Source organism: Lentzea sp. CA-135723 (assembly GCF_050936595.1).
Taxonomy (GTDB): Bacteria; Actinomycetota; Actinomycetes; order Mycobacteriales; family Pseudonocardiaceae; genus Lentzea.
Window position 1 is genome coordinate 7,609,311 of record NZ_JBNJMK010000001.1, and the last position, 16,467, is coordinate 7,625,777.

Annotated in this window: 19 protein-coding genes; 13 read left to right on the forward strand and 6 right to left on the reverse strand. The window is 70.1% G+C overall.

The annotated features are described in order from the left end of the window. Positions 1-46 precede the first annotated feature (46 nt). Genes ACQEU1_RS35705 through ACQEU1_RS35720 form a run of 4 tightly spaced genes read left to right on the forward strand, consistent with a single transcriptional unit; the run spans position 47 to position 3,190 of the window. Positions 47-892, forward strand: coding sequence for a DUF427 domain-containing protein (locus tag ACQEU1_RS35705; protein WP_433211126.1), 846 nt, complete (start codon positions 47-49; stop codon positions 890-892). Continuing rightward, the gene (locus tag ACQEU1_RS35710; RefSeq protein ID WP_433211129.1) at positions 889-1,542 is read left to right on the forward strand and encodes an SDR family oxidoreductase; all 654 of its coding nucleotides are present in this window, start codon (positions 889-891) and stop codon (positions 1,540-1,542) included. Before ACQEU1_RS35705 ends, ACQEU1_RS35710 begins: the two co-directional genes overlap by 4 nt. A 1-nt stretch (position 1,543) precedes the next feature. Next, positions 1,544-1,948, forward strand: a complete 405-nt coding sequence (locus ACQEU1_RS35715) for a VOC family protein (RefSeq protein ID WP_433211132.1) — start codon at positions 1,544-1,546, stop codon at positions 1,946-1,948. A gap of 36 nt (positions 1,949-1,984) precedes the next feature. After that, the gene (locus ACQEU1_RS35720) at positions 1,985-3,190 is read left to right on the forward strand and encodes a cytochrome P450 family protein (protein WP_433211135.1); all 1,206 of its coding nucleotides are present in this window, start codon (positions 1,985-1,987) and stop codon (positions 3,188-3,190) included. On the opposite strand, the gene ACQEU1_RS35725 is transcribed toward ACQEU1_RS35720, so the two are convergent. Next, positions 3,187-4,467, reverse strand: a complete 1,281-nt coding sequence (locus tag ACQEU1_RS35725; RefSeq protein WP_433211138.1) for an FAD-dependent monooxygenase — start codon at positions 4,465-4,467, stop codon at positions 3,187-3,189. The genes ACQEU1_RS35720 and ACQEU1_RS35725 overlap by 4 nt on opposite strands. 70 nt (positions 4,468-4,537) lie before the next feature. Between ACQEU1_RS35725 and ACQEU1_RS35730 the strand changes: the two genes are divergently transcribed. Beyond that, on the forward strand, positions 4,538-5,104 hold the full coding sequence (locus ACQEU1_RS35730; protein ID WP_433211141.1) for a TetR/AcrR family transcriptional regulator C-terminal domain-containing protein: 567 nt from the start codon (positions 4,538-4,540) through the stop codon (positions 5,102-5,104). A 64-nt stretch (positions 5,105-5,168) separates the two neighbouring features. Further along, on the forward strand, positions 5,169-6,371 hold the full coding sequence (locus ACQEU1_RS35735) for an adenosylmethionine--8-amino-7-oxononanoate transaminase (RefSeq protein WP_433211999.1): 1,203 nt from the start codon (positions 5,169-5,171) through the stop codon (positions 6,369-6,371). Here the strand turns inward: ACQEU1_RS35735 and ACQEU1_RS35740 are convergent. After that, complete coding sequence (locus tag ACQEU1_RS35740) at positions 6,344-6,586, reverse strand: glutaredoxin family protein (protein ID WP_433211144.1); 243 nt, start codon at positions 6,584-6,586, stop codon at positions 6,344-6,346. The genes ACQEU1_RS35735 and ACQEU1_RS35740 overlap by 28 nt on opposite strands. Positions 6,587-6,622: 36 nt before the next feature. Here ACQEU1_RS35740 and bioD point away from each other — a divergent pair, with 36 nt between their 5' ends. The 4 genes from bioD (at position 6,623) to ACQEU1_RS35760 (ending at position 9,224) form a co-directional block, all read left to right on the forward strand. After that, the gene (gene bioD / locus ACQEU1_RS35745) at positions 6,623-7,342 is read left to right on the forward strand and encodes a dethiobiotin synthase (protein ID WP_433211147.1); all 720 of its coding nucleotides are present in this window, start codon (positions 6,623-6,625) and stop codon (positions 7,340-7,342) included. A 70-nt stretch (positions 7,343-7,412) separates the two neighbouring features. Continuing rightward, a complete protein-coding gene (bioB, locus tag ACQEU1_RS35750) occupies positions 7,413-8,429 on the forward strand; it encodes a biotin synthase BioB (protein ID WP_433211150.1) in 1,017 nt (338 codons plus the stop codon). Then, entirely contained in the window at positions 8,429-8,617 is a 189-nt protein-coding gene (locus ACQEU1_RS35755; protein ID WP_433211153.1) for a hypothetical protein, read from the forward strand. Before bioB ends, ACQEU1_RS35755 begins: the two co-directional genes overlap by 1 nt. Positions 8,618-8,630: 13 nt before the next feature. After that, positions 8,631-9,224 (forward strand): DUF2567 domain-containing protein, encoded by a 594-nt coding sequence (locus ACQEU1_RS35760; protein WP_433211156.1) that lies wholly within the window; start codon positions 8,631-8,633, stop codon positions 9,222-9,224. Positions 9,225-9,244: 20 nt separating this feature from the next. Here ACQEU1_RS35760 and ACQEU1_RS35765 read toward each other — a convergent pair whose 3' ends face one another. From ACQEU1_RS35765 to ACQEU1_RS35780, 4 genes are all read right to left on the reverse strand, one after another. Continuing rightward, the gene (locus ACQEU1_RS35765; protein ID WP_433211159.1) at positions 9,245-9,967 is read right to left on the reverse strand and encodes a putative hydro-lyase; all 723 of its coding nucleotides are present in this window, start codon (positions 9,965-9,967) and stop codon (positions 9,245-9,247) included. After that, positions 9,964-11,208, reverse strand: coding sequence for an MFS transporter (locus ACQEU1_RS35770; RefSeq protein WP_433211162.1), 1,245 nt, complete (start codon positions 11,206-11,208; stop codon positions 9,964-9,966). Before ACQEU1_RS35770 ends, ACQEU1_RS35765 begins: the two co-directional genes overlap by 4 nt. 332 nt (positions 11,209-11,540) lie before the next feature. Further along, positions 11,541-12,221, reverse strand: coding sequence for an LON peptidase substrate-binding domain-containing protein (locus ACQEU1_RS35775; RefSeq protein ID WP_433211165.1), 681 nt, complete (start codon positions 12,219-12,221; stop codon positions 11,541-11,543). A gap of 10 nt (positions 12,222-12,231) precedes the next feature. Next, on the reverse strand, positions 12,232-12,900 hold the full coding sequence (locus tag ACQEU1_RS35780) for an NUDIX hydrolase (RefSeq protein ID WP_433212002.1): 669 nt from the start codon (positions 12,898-12,900) through the stop codon (positions 12,232-12,234). A gap of 100 nt (positions 12,901-13,000) precedes the next feature. Here ACQEU1_RS35780 and nadA point away from each other — a divergent pair, with 100 nt between their 5' ends. Genes nadA through nadC form a run of 3 tightly spaced genes read left to right on the forward strand, consistent with a single transcriptional unit; the run spans position 13,001 to position 16,466 of the window. Then, a complete protein-coding gene (gene nadA, locus ACQEU1_RS35785; protein WP_433211168.1) occupies positions 13,001-14,020 on the forward strand; it encodes a quinolinate synthase NadA in 1,020 nt (339 codons plus the stop codon). After that, the gene (locus ACQEU1_RS35790) at positions 14,020-15,633 is read left to right on the forward strand and encodes an L-aspartate oxidase (protein WP_433211171.1); all 1,614 of its coding nucleotides are present in this window, start codon (positions 14,020-14,022) and stop codon (positions 15,631-15,633) included. The genes nadA and ACQEU1_RS35790 overlap by 1 nt, the downstream gene beginning before the upstream one ends. Then, on the forward strand, positions 15,630-16,466 hold the full coding sequence (gene nadC, locus ACQEU1_RS35795; protein WP_433211174.1) for a carboxylating nicotinate-nucleotide diphosphorylase: 837 nt from the start codon (positions 15,630-15,632) through the stop codon (positions 16,464-16,466). Before ACQEU1_RS35790 ends, nadC begins: the two co-directional genes overlap by 4 nt. The last annotated feature ends 1 nt before the right edge of the window (position 16,467 follow it).

Here is a 16,467-nt window from a genome sequence, read left to right on the forward strand (position 1 = left end):
CACCTGCCTAACTATCAACCATCACTTAAAGGGTTAGGAGATGGTCATGGGCCTGTCGTGGCAGCAGGGGCCGTTGGGTGCGAAGGCCGTGGGGCGGTTCCTCACGCCGGAACCGTTGCCGGAACGGTTGTTGTGGGCCGAGCCGCTGCGTCGACGGATGCGCGTGCGGCACGGCGGGGAGTGGGTCGCGGACAGCGAGGACGTCGTGCTGCTGCACGAACCCGGTCGTTATCCGGTCGCGTACTTCCCGCGCGACGACGTGACGGGCCTCGAAGAAGAGGCGCGCACGACGAACCACCGCGACCTCGGCGCCACCAAGTGGTTCGCGGTGGGGACGGCGAAGCACGCGGCGTGGCAGCACGCCGACCTGCCCGCCCACGCGGAGATCCTGCGAGACCGGGTCGCTTTCGCCTGGCGCGCAATGGAAGCGTTCTACGAGGAGGACGAACGGATCGTCGGGCACGCGGCCGACCCGTACCACCGCATCGACATCCGGCGGACCTCGCGACACCTCGTCGTGCGGGACGGCGACCGGGTCGTCGCGGACACGAAGAGGCCGCTGGCGCTGTACGAGTCGGGCTTCGCCACGCGCTGGTACGTGCCCCGCGAGGACGTCGACGCGGATGCGCTGGAGCACGTCGAAGGCGAGACCTTCTGCCCCTACAAGGGTTTGGCGAGCTACTACGACATCGGTGACCGCAAGCGCGCCGCCTGGTCGTACCCGGACGCGTGGGCCGAGGTCGCGCCCGTCTCGAACTGGGTCTCGTTCGAACCCGACGTCGTCGACGTGTGGCTCGACGACCGCAAGCTGGCCCTGGAACCAGGGCAGACCGTTGTGCCGCACGGCATCGACCGCGGCCTCACCCCGGAAGAGATCGAGGGACAGCGATGAAGGTACTGGTCATCGGACGCGACAGCGGCATCGCCGGAGCGGTGGCCGCGAAGGTGCGGGAGGCCGGCGGCACGGTGGTCCTGGCCGGACGCAACCAGGACGAGCACGTCGACCTGACCGACGAGAGCAGCATCGCGGCGCTCGCCGAACGGATCGGCGCCGTCGACCACGTCGTGTCGACCGCGTCGGCCAGGGCCCGCGGCACCGTCGCGGACCTCGGCCGGGACGCCGTGCGGGCGTCGTTCGACGTGAAGGTCATCGGCCCGATCCTGCTGGCCAGGCACTTCGCCCCGCGGATGCCCGCCACCGGCTCGTTCGTGTTCTTCTCGGGCGCCTCCGCCCGCAAGGTCATGCCCGGCATGCTCGCGGTCGGCGCCACCAACGCGGCCGTGGACGCCATCACCCGGAGCCTCGCGGTCGAGCTCGCGCCGATCCGCGTGAACGCGATCTCGCCCGGCACGATCGACACCGGCGCCTACGACGGCCTCGGAGAGCAGAAGGCGGTGCTGTTCGCGGCGCGCGAGGCCACCAGCCCCGCCGGTCGCGTCGGACGAGCCGAGGAGATCGCCGACGCCGTGCACTTCGCGCTCACGAACACGTTCCTGACCGGCGTCTCGCTGAGCGTCGACGGTGGAGAGGCGCTGGTCTGACGTGGACTACCGGATCGAGGTCGTGACCATCCCCGTCGGCGACGTGGACAAGGCGATCACCTTCTACACGAAAATGGCCGGATTCGAGTTGGACGTCGACTATCGGCCGAACGACCAATTCCGCGTCGTGCAACTCACGCCGCCCGGTTCGGGGTGTTCCATCCAGTTCGGCACGGGTGTCGGGAACTACCTCGTCGTCAGCGACATCGAGGCCGCGCACCGGGATCTCGCAGGTCGGGGCGTGCGGGTAGGACCGTTGCGGCACAAGGCGGGCATGCCCGACTGGCAGGGCGGTTTCGCACCGGGCCGAGATCCCGCGCGGCGCAACTACGCGAGCTTCTTCGACTTCACCGACCTCGACGGCAACCTGTGGACGGTGCAGGAACGAGGACCGCTCGAGAAATAGTGGCGAGGGTCGAGTAAACGGGGTTAACTGGGTGAGGTGACGACACTCACCCGGTTGCCCGCCGACTACGTCCAGAACCCGCACGAGGTGCACGACCTGTTGCGCGCCGAGGGACCGGTGCGGGAAGTCATCCTGCCGCACGGACTCAAGGCCTGGCTCGTCACCCGCTACGACGAGGCGAAGACCGCCCTCACCGATCCCAGGATCAGCAAGGACATCCAGACCGGTGGCCACCTGATGGCCAAGCACTCCACGCAGACGCACGTGCGCCGCGAGGTCGAGCCCACGCTCGCCGTACACATGCTCAACCTGGACCCGCCCCACCACACCCGCCTGCGCAAGCTCGTGACCAAGGCCTTCACCGCCCGCCGCGTCGAGCTGATGCGGCCGCGCGTGGAGGAGATCTCGGCCGAGCTGATCGCCAGGCTGAACGACGGCGACGAGGTCGACCTGCTGGAGGTGTTCGCGTTCCCGCTGCCCATCACGGTGATCTGTGAGCTGCTCGGGATCCCGATCGACAACCGCGACGACTTCCGCGAGTGGTCCAACCAGCTGCTGTCCTTCGGCACGCCCGAACAGGTCCAGGCCGCGGCGGGCGCCATGGCCGGCTTCCTGTTCCAGCACGTCACGGCCATCGCCGAGGCCGAGCCGAACGACACGTTCTTCTCCGCCCTCGTGCACGCCGACGACTCCGGCGACCGGCTGAACACCGAAGAGCTGATCTCGATGGCGTTCCTGCTGCTCGTGGCTGGCCACGAGACGACGGTGAACCTCATCGGCAACGCCGTGCTCGCGTTGCTGAAGAACCCGGAGCAGCTGCAGATCCTCAAGGACCGCCCGGAGCTGATCCCGGCGAGCACCGAGGAGTTCCTGCGGCTGGAAGGACCGGTCAACGTCGCGACCTTCCGCTACACCAAGGAGTCCGTCGAGCTCGGCGGCGTCACCGTGCCCGCCGACGAGATCCTGATGGTGTCGCTCGTCGCCGCGAACCGCGACCCGCAGCGCTACGAGAACGCCGACCAGCTCGACGTGACGAGGTCCGCGCAGGGCCACGTGGCGTTCGGCCACGGCATCCACTTCTGCCTCGGCGCGCCGCTGGCCCGCCTGGAGTTCGACGTGGCGCTCACGCAGCTGCTGGCCCGGTTCCCGAACCTGACGCTCGCCGCCGAGCCGGAGACGCTGGGGTGGCGGGACAGCACGCTGATCCGCGGCCTGCACACGTTGCCGGTGCGCCTCGCCTAGTGGCGCGTCCCCGACTCCTGGCCAGGCGCGCTCGACGTCGCCTGGCCGGGGTTCGGCGGAAGCCTCCAGTCGCCGCCGCGATCCTTTGTGGACAGACGCGTCAGAAGTTCGGGCAGGCGCAAGGAGCAGGCCAGCGAGGCGGCGGCCTGGAAGGCGTCGATCGCCCGCCGGCTCCTGGGCAGGGCCAGGCGCAGCAGGCGCGGTTTCACCCCGCCCTGGATCTCGTCGGTGAACGGCCTCAGCACGGCCTCGTAGTTCGCCAGGGCGGCGGGGAGGTCGTGCGGAAGCCGGTTGATCTCACCGGCCAGGACGTGGGCACCGACCAGTCCGGCGGAGACACCCATGCCGCTGTAGGGAGAGGCGCAGTGCGCGGCGTCGCCGGCCAGCACGACACGTCCGGCGGACCACGTGCCGGCACGCACCTGGACGACCTCCTGGGAGTGGAAGAAGGGGCTCGCCGCCATGCCCGCGACGAAGCGGCCGGTCTGCCATCCGGCGTCGCGGAACCTGCCCGACCAGAACTCCTGCTGCCGTTCGACGGGCTGCCGGTGGATCGCGGACGCCTCCTCGGACTCCTCCCGCAGCACGAAGTACACCTGCGTCTCGGACGGGTTGTGGCTGCGGCGCATGATCTGCCGGCCGCCCGGCAGCATGCACGTGTCCCGGACGTCGCCGTCGGAGGCGATGCGGGGGACGAACCAGTAGGCCATGTGAATGCCGACCCGCCAGTACGGATCGGCGTCGTCCGGCAGGATCGCCCTGCGCAGCCGTGAGCCCTGGCCGTCCGCGCCGACCAGGAGGTCGTACTCGCCGCTCGACCCGTCGGAGAAGTGCGCGAGGACGCGGTGCCCGTCCTGCTCGAAGCCGTCCACGCTCAGCCCGAACACGTGCTCGGCGTCGTCCTTCGCCGCGTCGTGGAGGATGCGCACCAGGTCGCCGCGCATGATCTCGTACTCGGACGTCAGCGACTGCCGGCCGCGGCCGGAGGTGTTGGCCATGATCGTCGCTTTGACCTCGCCGTCAGGGTCGAGGAACGCCACGCCCTTCTCGTCCACCAGTGCCTCGCGCACGGCGCCGAGCAGCCCCATCCGCTCGACCGCCTCGATGCCCTGCCCCCGCAGGTCGACCTGTGCCCCGGTCGCCCGCAGCGCCGGGAAGCGTTCGACGACGGTCACCTCGTGACCGCCCCTGCCGAGCCAGAAGGCCAGCGCCTCTCCCGCGATCCCGCCCCCGGCCACGAGCACCTTGAGAGACCGCGTTCCCGAGCCTGCAGCCATGCCCCTCACCCCAAAATCTATCAGTGAATGGTTCCTCTCGAGAGTTGCCTATCAGTGATAGGTTGTCAAGGTGACCAAGGTGAACCGCCAGGCTGTCGTCGCCGAGGCGCTCGACCTGCTGGACGAGGTCGGGCTGGACGCCGTCAGCACGAGACGGCTGGCGGCACGGCTGGGCGTCGAGCAGCCCTCGCTCTACTGGCACTTCCGGACCAAGGCCGACCTGCTCGCCGCCATGGCCGCCGAGGCGATGACGCCCCACGCCACCGAGCCGTTGCCGGCTCCCGGTGACGACTGGCGCGCCTGGTTCCTGGACAACGCCCGGAGCTTCCGGAACACCCTGCTGGCGCGGCGCGACGGCGCCAGGCTGCACGCGGGCAGCACGCCCGTCGCGGACCTCGACCGGCTCCGGCACAAGATGCGGTTCCTCGTCGAGTCCGGCGTGCCGGAACCGGACGCGCGGATGGCGATGCTCGCGTCCAGCAGGTTCACGGTCGGCTGCGTGCTGGAGGAACAGGCCGGCGCGGGCGGCGCCGCGGACCTGCCGGCGGACGTCCCCGTCCTCGATCACGGGGAGGCGTTCGAGGCCGGCCTCGCCCTCATCCTGGACGGTCTGACCTCCCGCACCGCCGTCGCCTAATGTCGGGCGCGTGGACGACCTGCTGAAGCTCGACCAGGCGCACGTCTGGCACCCGTACGGCCCGATGCCGGGCACCCAGGAACCGCTGCTCGTCGCGGAGGCCTCCGGTGTCCGGCTCAGTCTCGCGGACGGCCGCGAGCTGGTCGACGGCATGTCGTCGTGGTGGGCGGCCATCCACGGCTACCGCCACCCGGTGCTCGACGCGGCCGTCACCTCGCAGCTCGGCCGGATGAGCCACGTGATGTTCGGCGGGCTCACGCATGAACCCGCGATCAGGCTCTGCGAGAAGCTCGTGGAGATCACTCCTTCGGAGCTCCAGCACGTGTTCCTGTGCGACTCGGGCTCGGTGTCGGTCGAGGTCGCCGTGAAGATGTGCCTGCAGTACTGGCGGTCGCGGAACCGGCCGGAGAAGCGCCGGCTGCTGACGTGGCGCGGCGGGTACCACGGCGACACGTTCACGCCCATGTCGGTGTGCGACCCCGACGGCGGGATGCACTCGTTGTGGCGCGGAATCCTGCCGCAGCAGGTGTTCGCGGACGAACCGCCGGCCGAGATGGACACCGCGTACGTCCAGCACCTCGCGGACCTGATCGAGGAACACGCCGGGGAGCTCGCCGCGATCATCGTGGAGCCGGTCGTGCAGGGCGCCGGGGGCATGAGGTTCCACGACCCGCGCTACCTGCACGTGTTGCGTGAGCTCGCGTACACACACGACGTGCTGCTGGTGTTCGACGAGATCGCCACGGGCTTCGGGCGCACCGGCGAGCTGTTCGCCGCGGACCACGCGAACGTCAGCCCGGACGTGATGTGCCTCGGCAAGTCGCTGACCGGCGGGTACATGACGATGGCCGCGACCCTGTGCACGTCGCGGGTCGCGGACGGGATCAGCAAGGGCGAGGTTCCGGTGCTCGCGCACGGGCCGACGTTCATGGGCAACCCGCTGGCGTCCGCCGTGTCGCTGGCGTCGATCGACCTGCTGCTGTCGCGGGACTGGAAGCGCGAGGTCGCCCGCATCTCCGCCGGGCTTTCGGCCGGACTCGCGCCCGCACGCGCGTTGCCGTCGGTGAAGGACGTGCGCGTGCTGGGCGCTATCGGTGTCGTGCAGTTGCATGAGCCCGTGGACATGGCACGGGCGACCAAGGCCGCCGTGGACGCGGGGGTGTGGCTGCGGCCGTTCCGCGACCTGATCTACACGATGCCGCCGTTCATCAGCACGGACGACGACATCGCGACGATCTGTCAGGGCGTGATCGCGGCGGCCAGCTGAGTGTCGGTCGGCTCGACCAGGAACTCGCCGTTCGGCAGCACCACGACGGGGATCTGCTTGCGACCGGAGATCTCGATCGCCTTGTCGCGCGCGGCGTCGTCGTGCTCGACGTCGACGTAGGTGAACGGCACGTCGTTGCGGGTCAGCCAGGCCTTGGCCCGGCGGCAGTCGCCACACCATTCGGCGCCGTACATCACGATCGGTTCGTCGGTCATGTGATCACCGTAGGTGAGGTTCTAGGGTGGGGCCCTGTGAGCGTGCTGGTGATCACCGGAACCGGGACCGAGGTCGGCAAGACCGCCGTGACCGCGGGCATCGCGGCCTTGGCCAGGGCAGAGGGCAGACGGGTCGCGGTGCTGAAGCCCGCGCAGACCGGCCTGCTGCCCGGCGAGCCCGGCGATGTCGCGGAGGTGGCGCGGCTCGCGGGCGACGTGACGACCCGTGAGCTGGCGAGATACCCCGACCCGCTGGCCCCGGCCACCGCGGCCAGACGCGCGGGCATGGCCACCGTGCACCCCAAGGACGTCGCCGCAGTCGTGACGGAGCTCGACGAGACCCACGACCTGGTGCTGGTCGAAGGCGCGGGCGGGCTGCTGGTGCGGTTCGACGAGAGCGGCTCGACCCTGGCCGACATCGCGTGGGCGGTGAACGCGCCCGTCCTGATCGTGGCCCAGGCGGGCCTCGGCACGTTGAACACGACCGCCCTGACGGCCGAGGCGCTGCAACGACGTGGGCTCGAAGCCATCGGCGTGGTGGTCGGCAGCTGGCCGCTGCACCCCGACCTCGCCTCCCTCACCAACCTGGCCGACCTGCCAGAGGCGGCGGGTGCCCCGTTGCTCGGCGCGCTGCCCCAGGGTGTGACGAAGCTCGGTTCTGTGGATTTCCTAGCCGTTGCCAGGAGATCGTTCTCACCGTGGTTCGGCGGGGCGTTCGACCCGGACACGTTCGCGGCTCAGTTCGCGGTCCAGTGACCTACGTCGCTCCACGATGAAGGATTCAGTGCGGCATAGTGCACGCCAGGCCACAGGAGGAGGAGAGACCGTGACCGCAGCTCCGGAACAGATCGACGTGCTCGACGAGGCTCGTGAGCAGGTGCTCGAACGAGGTGTCGGACTGTCGGAGGAGCAGGTCCTCAAGGTCCTCGAACTACCTGAGGACCGGATCCCCGAGCTGCTCGCGCTGGCGCACCAGGTCCGTGAACGCTGGTGCGGCCCCGAGGTCGAGGTCGAGGGCATCGTCTCGCTCAAGACCGGCGGTTGCCCCGAGGACTGCCACTTCTGCTCGCAGTCCGGCCAGTTCCCGTCGCCCGTGCGGTCGGCGTGGCTCGACATCCCGGGCCTGGTCCGCGCGGCGCGGCAGACCCGCGACACCGGCGCGACCGAGTTCTGCATCGTGGCGGCCGTGCGCGGCCCGGACAAGCGGCTGCTGTCGCAGGTCCGCGACAGCATCAAGGCGATCCGCGAGGACGGCAACGACATCCAGATCGCCTGCTCGCTCGGCATGCTCACGCAGGAGCAGGTCGACGAGCTGGTGGCGATGGGCGTGCACCGCTACAACCACAACCTCGAGACGGCCCGCTCGCACTTCCCCGAGGTCGTGACCACGCACTCCTGGGAGGAGCGCTGGGACACGCTGCGGATGATCCGCGACGCCGGCATGGAGGTCTGCTGCGGCGGCATCATCGGCATGGGGGAGACGCTGGCGCAGCGCGCGGAGTTCGCCGTGCAGCTCGCCGAGCTGGAGCCGGACGAGGTGCCGCTCAACTTCCTCATCCCGAACCCCGGCACGCCGTACGAGAACTACCCGGTCGTGGAGGGCGCCGAGGCGCTGCGCACGGTCGGCGCGTTCCGGCTCGCCCTGCCGCGCACGATCCTGCGGTTCGCGGGCGGCCGTGAGCTGACGTTCGGCGACCTGGGCGCGAAGCAGGGCATGCTCGGCGGCATCAACGCGATCATCGTCGGCAACTACCTGACGAACCTCGGCCGTCCGGCGCAGCAGGACCTCGACATGCTCACGGAGCTGTCGATGCCCATCAAGGCGCTGAGCCAGACCCTGTGATGACCTACTGCTCTTTTTGCGGCAAAGAGGAAGCTGACGGCGACCACGCGTTCTGCCGTCAGCGGCTGACCATGATCGACCCGCCGCGGTACTGCGCCGAGTGCGCGCGCCGCATGGTCGTTCAGGTGACGCCCGACGGCTGGACCGCGCGGTGCAGCCGTCATGGAGAGACCGCTTCGGCTCGGTAGTAATCTCTCGCGAATGGACGAGAAAGCAGCGCCGGTGCGCATCGAACCCGTGCCGGAGCCGCCGTACGTCTACCACTACTACCCCCGGCCACGGCCGAAGGTGGTGGTGAAGCGGGACCTGCTGCCGGGCGTCGTGGTGGCGCTGACGACGTTCGCGTTCGGGCTGCCCGCCGCGTACCTGTGGTCGTGGCTGGCGCCGGCGCAGCTCAAGATCGTCTCGGCGCAGGACGGCAAGTTCTACCCGATCGGGCTGGAGAGCTACCACCGGCTCGACGCGCTGATGGTGTTCGTGATGATCGGCCTCGGTGCCGGCGTGATCACCGGGATCGCGACGTGGCTGCTGCGGCAGCGGCGCGGTCCCGTGGCGATGCTGGGGATGACGCTCGGGTCGTTCGGCGCCGGGTGGTTCACGCAGTTCCTGGGCGGCTCGCTCGCCGCGGGCGCGTACCCGATGCCGGCGACGATCAAGGCGAACGACACGTTGCTCATCGCGCCGTCTTTGGAGACGTGGTGGGGGATTCTGGCGTGGCCGCTCGGAGCCGCGCTGGCGTACGGCTGCTGCGCGGCCTGGAACGGGCTGGACGACCTGGGACGACGCCTCGGCTGAGGCGCCGTCCTCGTGCAGGCCTAACCGACGCGGTAGGCGAAGTCGGGCATGTCGGTGACGAACATCTGGCCGGGTGCGTGCGTGATCGCGAACGGCGGTTTCGACTTCATCAGCACCGCCTGCGGAGTGACCCCGCAGGCCCAGAACACCGGCACGTCACCAGGTTCCGGTTCCACAGCGTCGCCGAAGTCGGGCGTGTGGACGTCGTCGATGCCGAGCATCCTCGGGTCTCCCGCGCCGACTGGAGCCCCGTGCACCGACGGCATGAGCGCGGTGACCTTGTGCGCGATGTCGACGAGCGACTCCGGGATCCAGCGCATCGACACGACCATCGGGCCGTGCAGCCGTCCCGCCGGCCGGCACTGGATGTCCGTGACGAACATCGACACGTTGCGCTTCTGGTCGACGTGCCGCAGCGGGACGCCCGCGTTGGTCAGCGCCGTCTCGAAGGTGAAGCTGCAGCCGATCAGGAACGTCACCAGGTCGTCGCGCCAGAACGGCGTGGCGTCCTCGGGTTCCGCTTTGAGCTCACCGTTCTCCCAGATCCGGTAGCGCGGCGCGTGCGTGCGGACGTCGGCGTCCTGCTTGAGCGCGCTGACCGTCTCACCCGCGTCCAGCACGTCGAGCACCGGGCACGGCTTGGGGTTGCGGTGGGTGAAGAGGAGGAAGTCGTAGGCCCAGTCCCGGGGAATCGCGATCAGGTTGGCCTGCGCCTGCCCCGGCGCCTGTCCCGCGGTCGTCATTCGAGCTCCTTGTTGACGGTCTCCGGCAACCAGATGAGGGCGACGACGGCGATCCCGTACGCGGCCGCCCCGAACAGCATCGCACCGCCGATGCCGAGCCGGTCGGCCATGAACCCGACCAGACCGGGGAACACCGCGCCGAACGCGCGCCCGAAGTTGTACGTGAAGCCCTGACCCGTGCCCCGCAGCCGAGTCGGGTACAGCTCGGACAGGTAGCTCCCGAACCCGCTGAAGATGGCGCTCATGCAGAACCCGAGCGGGAAGCCGAGGAACATGACCAACGTGTTGGCGCCGTTGGGAATCTGCGTGTAGGCCACGATCAGCAGCGCGCTGGCGATGGCGAACACCGTGAAGGTCTTCTTGCGCCCCAGGTAGTCCGTCAGATAGCCACCGCACACGTACCCGATGAACGCACCGGTGATGAGGAACGCGAGGTACCCGCCCGTGCCGATGATGGTGAGCCCGCGCCCGGTCTGCAGGAACGCCGGCAACCACGTGGCGAGCGTGTAGTACCCGCCCTGCACACCGGTGGCGAGCAGCGCCGCGAACAGGGTGGTCTTGAGGATCGGCCCCTGGAAGATCTTCGGGAACGTCCCGCGCTCCTTGGGCTGGGCCTTGGTCTCCGGCGCGTCGTCGACGTTGCGGCGCACGTAGAAGATGAGGATCGCCGGCAGCGCACCGGTCCAGAACATGATCCGCCAGCTGATGGCCGGATCGGCCACCGACGCGACGATCGTGTTGACCACGACCGCCAGCCCCCAGCCCACGGCCCAGGCGCTCTGGATGAACGCCACGGTCCGTCCGCGGTACTTCGGCTTGCAGTACTCGGCCACGAGGATCGCCCCGGCCGCCCACTCGCCACCGAACCCGAGCCCCTGCAACGCCCGGAACACCAGCAACGTCTCGTAGTTGGTCGCAAAGCCGCACAGCACCGTGAAGAACGCGTACGCCGCCACCGTGATGACCAGCGTCTTGGAACGGCCGAACCGGTCCGCCATGATGCCCGCCACCGCGCCACCGATGGCGCTCATGAGCAGCGTGCTGGTGCCCAGCAGACCGGCCTCTGCCTTGGTGAGGCCGAAGTAGCCGGTGATCGCGACCAGGCTCAGCGGCAGGACCCAGTAGTCGTACGAGTCCAGCCCGTAACCGCCGAAGGCGCCGACGAACGCGCGCCTGCCCTTCTGGCCGAGACTGCGGAACCAGGCGAAACGGCCTGTGTCCTCGGTCGTGGACGTGCTCATGGGACACCTCGCAGCGTGGTGGAGGAGTGGTCGAGTGTGATGTGGACCTCAGAGTAAGGATTGTTCAACAATCCCACAAGGCCACAATCCAACGATCCGACAATCGGCCTGCGGGGATGGGCTTCTCGGCGTCGGCGGGTGCGGCTCAACGGGCTGGCGGCGTGGCTCGGCAGACCGTGCGAGCGCGGCGTTCGGCGGACGGCGAGTGGGCTCATCGACGCCACCTCGGCGGACGGAGTGCCTGCTCGAGCCGGGCCAACGACCTGAGTCGAGTACGTCAAAGCCGCCTGGCACGCCAGGCGGCTTTGGTCGGTTCGAAGCCTTCGAACGGCCTAGTTGGGGCTGGGAACGTGCCCGAACTCCGTCAGCGGCACCGGAACCGCCTTCAAGGCGCTCAAAATCCCGGTCTCCCGGTGCAGCATCTTCCGCACCAGCCGCAACCGCCGGGCAGGCGACCGCTCCTCCAGCAACCGCTGCCGATCCTCAACGGGCAGCAGGCAGTCCGCCGCCAGCAGGTAGGACAACGCCCCGAGCGAGACGTCGTCACCGGGGGCCGACCAGTCCTCCTGGTGCCAGGCCGCCCCGCAGTACCGCTCGTGCGCCGCCCGAGCCCCGCGCTCCAGCAGCGGCACGACCTCCAGTGCCGCCTCGGGCACGGCGGCGTCGTCCAGGTAGTCGACGTGCGCCAGCAGGTACGGCGCGGTCGTCGTGTCGACGTCCAGCAGGCGGAACCGGCGCACCCCGCGCGTCACGATGTCGAACCGGCCCTCCGGCAACGGCCGGGCGTCGAGCAGGTCGGCTGAGCAGCCGATGTCCTTCAGCGAGCGCACGTTGTCGGCGCCCACCTCCCAGCCCTCCTTGATGCACACCACGCCGAACGTGCGCCCGAACAGCGAGCCCGTCATCAGGTCCACGACGAGCTGGCGGTAGCGCGGTTCGAAGATGTGCAACGGCAAGGACGCGCCGGGCAGCAGCACGGTGCCCAGGGGGAACAACGGAAGCGTCTCTGCCACGCGTGCAACGTTACGTGGTGCCACCTCCGCCTGCTGGACGGCCGGATCCCGGCGGCCTCAGCACGGCGAACGGATCGGTGACTTTGATTCCCTTGGCGCTGAACCGGAACAGGGCGGCGGGCCGGCCGCCGGACGGGCCGGGGGGAGCGGTACCACCCGTGGGTTCCAGCAGCAACCGTCGTGACAGCACCCGTTGCAGGTTCGTCGCGGACACCCGGTAGCCCAGCGCGGCCGAGTAGTGGTCGCGCAGCAGCGAGATCGTGAACTCGGGCGGCGCCAGCGCGAAACCGAGGTTCGTGTACGACAGCTTCGAGCCGAGCCGGTGCCTCGCTCGATGCACGATCGACGCGTGGTCGAACGCCATCGCGGGCAGTTTCTCAGTGCAGTGCCAGACCGTGTCCGAAGGGACCTCCGGATCGACGTCCGAAGGGACCAGTCCCAGGAAGGCGGTCGCCACGACCCGGGGTCCCGGCACGCGGTCGGGGGCGCTGAAAACAGCCAGCTGCTCGACGTGTGACAACTGTCGCACGTCGACTTTTTCCGCCAGCTGACGACGGATCGAGGACTCGACGTCCTCGTCCACCCGCAGCCCGCCGCCCGGCAACGACCAGCGGTGAGCGTGTGGTTCCCGAGCGCGCTCCCACAGCATGACCTGGAGTGACGCACCTCTCACCCGCAGCACAGCTGCCAGAACTTCATGTCCCACACCGGCCACTCGGCTGATACTATCGGCCACGTTTTCGACCACTAGGCGAAAACCCCGGATCGAGGAGGCAGTGATGGTCGCTACCGCAACCGTGGAGCGAACCGCGTCAGGCGTGTACGGCGGAGTCGAGCCGAACGCGGCGTGGCGGGACGAGGTGTTGCGCCTCGCGGAGGAACGCGACGCCGTCATCCTGGCGCACAACTACCAGCTGCCCGAGATCCAGGACATCGCGCACCACACCGGCGACTCCCTCGCGCTCAGCCGCATCGCCGCGCAGTCCGACGCGCAGACGATCATCTTCTGCGGCGTGCACTTCATGGCCGAGACCGCGAAGATCCTCGCGCCCCAGAAGACCGTGCTGATCCCGGACGAGCGCGCGGGCTGCTCGCTTGCCGACTCGATCACCGGCGCGCAGCTGCGCGAGTGGAAGGCGCAGCACCCCGGCGCCGTCGTCGTGTCGTACGTGAACACCACGGCCGAGGTGAAGGCCGAGACGGACATCTGTTGCACGTCCTCCAACGCCGTGGACGTCGTCGCGTCGATCCCGGCCGACCGCGAGGTGCTGTTCTGCCCCGACCAGTTCCTGGGCGCGCACGTCAAGCGCGAGACCGGTCGCGAGAACCTGCACATCTGGGCGGGCGAGTGCCACGTCCACGCCGGCATCAACGGCCCTGAGCTGGCCGAACGCGCCGCCGCGAACCCCGAGGCCGACCTGTTCATCCACCCGGAGTGCGGCTGCGCCACCTCCGCGCTCTACCTGAGCGGCGAGGGCATCGTCCCCGCGGAGAAGGTCAAGATCCTCTCGACCGGCGACATGATCAGCGCGGCCCGCAGCACCAAGGCCACGAAGGTCCTCGTCGCGACCGAGGTCGGCATGCTGCACCAGCTGCGCAAGGCCGCCCCGGAGATCGACTTCCGCGCCGTGAACGACCGCGCGTCGTGCACCTACATGAAGATGATCACGCCGGCCGCGCTGCTGCGGTGCGTGCGGGACGGCCTGGACGAGGTCCACGTGGACCTGGAGACGGCCAAGCGCGCCCAGGGTGCCGTGCAGCGCATGATCGAGATCGGCCAGCCCGGCGGCGGTGAGTGATGGCCGCGCGCTGGGAGGCGCGAGCCGACCTGATCGTGGTCGGCACCGGCGTGGCGGGTCTCACCGCCGCGCTGCGGGCTCGTGAGCTGGGACTCCGGGTCCTGGTCGTCACGAAGGCCGCGGGCGACGACGGCAACACGCGCTGGGCCCAGGGCGGCGTCGCGGTCGTCATGGAGGACCAGCACGACCCCGGCGACTCGGTCGGCAAGCACATCGAGGACACGCTGACGGCGGGCGCGGGTCTCTGCGACGACACGGCGGTGGCGGCGATCATCACCGACGGCCCCGCGGCCGTCGCGAAGCTGCGCGAACGCGGCGCGGTGTTCGACGCCAGGCCGGACGGCCTGCTCGAACGCACCCGCGAGGGCGGCCACAGCGCGTTCCGCGTCGTGCACGCCGGCGGCGACGCGACGGGCGCCGAGGTCGAACGCGCGTTGCTCAAGGCCACTGTGGACGGACGGGTTCCCCTGCTGGAGAACCACGTCGCGGTCGACGCGGTCAAGACGCCGCTCGGTGCCGTGGCCGGACTTCTGGTGCTGGACGGCAACGGCGTGCCCGGCGTGCTCACCGCGCCGGCCGTGCTGCTCGCGACCGGCGGCCTCGGCCAGATGTACCAGGCGACGTCGAACCCTTCCGTGGCAACGGGAGACGGCCTCGCGCTGGCCCTGCGCGCCGGCGCGCTGGCCGCGGACGTCGAGTTCATCCAGTTCCACCCGACCGTGCTCTACACGGGCCGGGGCGCGCGCGGCCGGTGCCCGCTCGTCACGGAGGCCGTGCGCGGCGAGGGCGCCGTGCTGGTCGACGCGACCGGTGCGCGCGTGATGAAGGGCGTGCACCCGCTCGAAGATCTAGCCCCGCGCGACGTCGTGGCGGCGGCGATCACCCGCCACATGGCGTTGGAGCCCGGCGGCGTCGACGACCACGTCTTCCTGGACGCGACGGCGTTGCACGACATGGCGACCCGCTTCCCGACCGTCTACTCGGCGTGCGTCTCGGTCGGCGTCAACCCGGCGAAGGACCCGATCCCGGTCGCCCCGGCGGCGCACTTCGCCTGCGGTGGCGTGGTGTCCACCGTCGACGGCCGCACCGGCGTCACGGGCCTCTACGCGGTCGGCGAGGTCGCCCGCACGGGCCTGCACGGCGCGAACCGCCTGGCCTCCAACAGCCTGCTGGAAGGCCTGGTCTGCGGCACCCGTGCCGCGGAGACCGTCGCCGCGGACCTCGCGATCGGCCTGATCGCACCGGCCCGCACCGTCGACCCCGTCCTCCCGACGGCCCCGGTCGCGGACCGGGACATGCTGCAGCGCGTCATGTCCCGCTACGCCGCCATCGGCCGTGACGCCGAGGGCCTGGCCGTCGTCGGCTCGGTGCTCGACGTGTCCACAGTGGACAAGCAGCTGGAGTCCCGCGAACTGGTCGAGGACGCCGCGCTGACCACGGCCGCCCGCGCCCTGATCGCCGCCGCGCAGCAACGCACCGAGTCACGCGGCTGCCACGTCCGCACGGACTACACGGAGCGTTCGCAGGCGTGGCAACGCAGCCAGCTCGTCCGGCTCACCCCGACCGGCCAGCCCGTGCTGGCCGATCCCGTGCTCGCAGAAGGTGTCGCATGACCATCGACTGGGACGACGCGAACCGGGTCATCCAGCTGGCCCTGGAAGAGGACCTCCGCTACGGCCTGGACGCCACCACGCTCGCGACCGTGCCGGAGAAGGCGGTGGCGACCGCCGAGATCACCCCGCGCGCGGCCGGCGTCCTGTGCGGCGTTTCCGTTGCGCGCACGGCGTTCCAGCGCTACCTGCCCGAGATCGAGATCCTCTCGGAGGCGCAGGACGGCGACAAGGCCGTGCCGGGCGAACCCGCCCTGGTGCTGACGGGCCCGACCCGAGGCCTGCTCACCGTCGAACGCACGGCGCTCAACCTGATCTGCCACCTCTCCGGCATCGCCACCCAGACCGCCCGCTGGGTCAGCGCGATCGAGGGCACCGGCGCGGCCGTCCGCGACTCCCGCAAGACGTTGCCGGGCCTGCGCCTGCTGCAGAAGTACGCGGTGCGCGCGGGCGGCGGCGTCAACCACCGCATGGGCCTCGGCGACGCGATCCTCATCAAGGACAACCACGTCGCCGCGGCGGGCTCGGTCGGCGCCGCGATCCGCGCCGCCCGTGCCCACGCCCCCGACCTGCTGATGGAGGTCGAGGTCGACAGCCTGGAACAGCTCGACGAGGCGCTGGCCGAGGGCGCGGAACTGGTGCTGCTGGACAACTTCACGCCAGAGCAGTGCGCCCGGGCCGTCGCCCGTCGCCCGGACGGCGTGAAGCTGGAGGCGTCCGGCGGCCTCACCCTGGACGTGGCCCGCGCGTACGCCGAAACGGGCGTGGACTACCTCGCGGTGGGCGGCCTCACGCACTCCAGCCCGTCGCTCGACCTCGGCATGGACCTGCGCTAGC

What these genes read in the sequence shown, in the direction of transcription:
- nadC (WP_433211174.1), top strand. Translation starts at nt 15,630, where the DNA reads ATGACCATCGACTGGGACGACGCGAACCGGGTCATCCAGCTGGCCCTG.
- ACQEU1_RS35755 (WP_433211153.1), top strand. Translation starts at nt 8,429, where the DNA reads ATGACCTACTGCTCTTTTTGCGGCAAAGAGGAAGCTGACGGCGACCAC.
- ACQEU1_RS35735 (WP_433211999.1), top strand. Translation starts at nt 5,169, where the DNA reads ATGCCGGGCACCCAGGAACCGCTGCTCGTCGCGGAGGCCTCCGGTGTC.
- nadA (WP_433211168.1), top strand. Translation starts at nt 13,001, where the DNA reads ATGGTCGCTACCGCAACCGTGGAGCGAACCGCGTCAGGCGTGTACGGC.
- ACQEU1_RS35760 (WP_433211156.1), top strand. Translation starts at nt 8,631, where the DNA reads ATGGACGAGAAAGCAGCGCCGGTGCGCATCGAACCCGTGCCGGAGCCG.
- ACQEU1_RS35790 (WP_433211171.1), top strand. Translation starts at nt 14,020, where the DNA reads ATGGCCGCGCGCTGGGAGGCGCGAGCCGACCTGATCGTGGTCGGCACC.
- ACQEU1_RS35765 (WP_433211159.1), bottom strand. Translation starts at nt 9,967, where the DNA reads ATGACGACCGCGGGACAGGCGCCGGGGCAGGCGCAGGCCAACCTGATC.
- ACQEU1_RS35740 (WP_433211144.1), bottom strand. Translation starts at nt 6,586, where the DNA reads ATGACCGACGAACCGATCGTGATGTACGGCGCCGAATGGTGTGGCGAC.
- ACQEU1_RS35710 (WP_433211129.1), top strand. Translation starts at nt 889, where the DNA reads ATGAAGGTACTGGTCATCGGACGCGACAGCGGCATCGCCGGAGCGGTG.
- ACQEU1_RS35725 (WP_433211138.1), bottom strand. Translation starts at nt 4,467, where the DNA reads ATGGCTGCAGGCTCGGGAACGCGGTCTCTCAAGGTGCTCGTGGCCGGG.
- ACQEU1_RS35770 (WP_433211162.1), bottom strand. Translation starts at nt 11,208, where the DNA reads ATGAGCACGTCCACGACCGAGGACACAGGCCGTTTCGCCTGGTTCCGC.
- ACQEU1_RS35705 (WP_433211126.1), top strand. Translation starts at nt 47, where the DNA reads ATGGGCCTGTCGTGGCAGCAGGGGCCGTTGGGTGCGAAGGCCGTGGGG.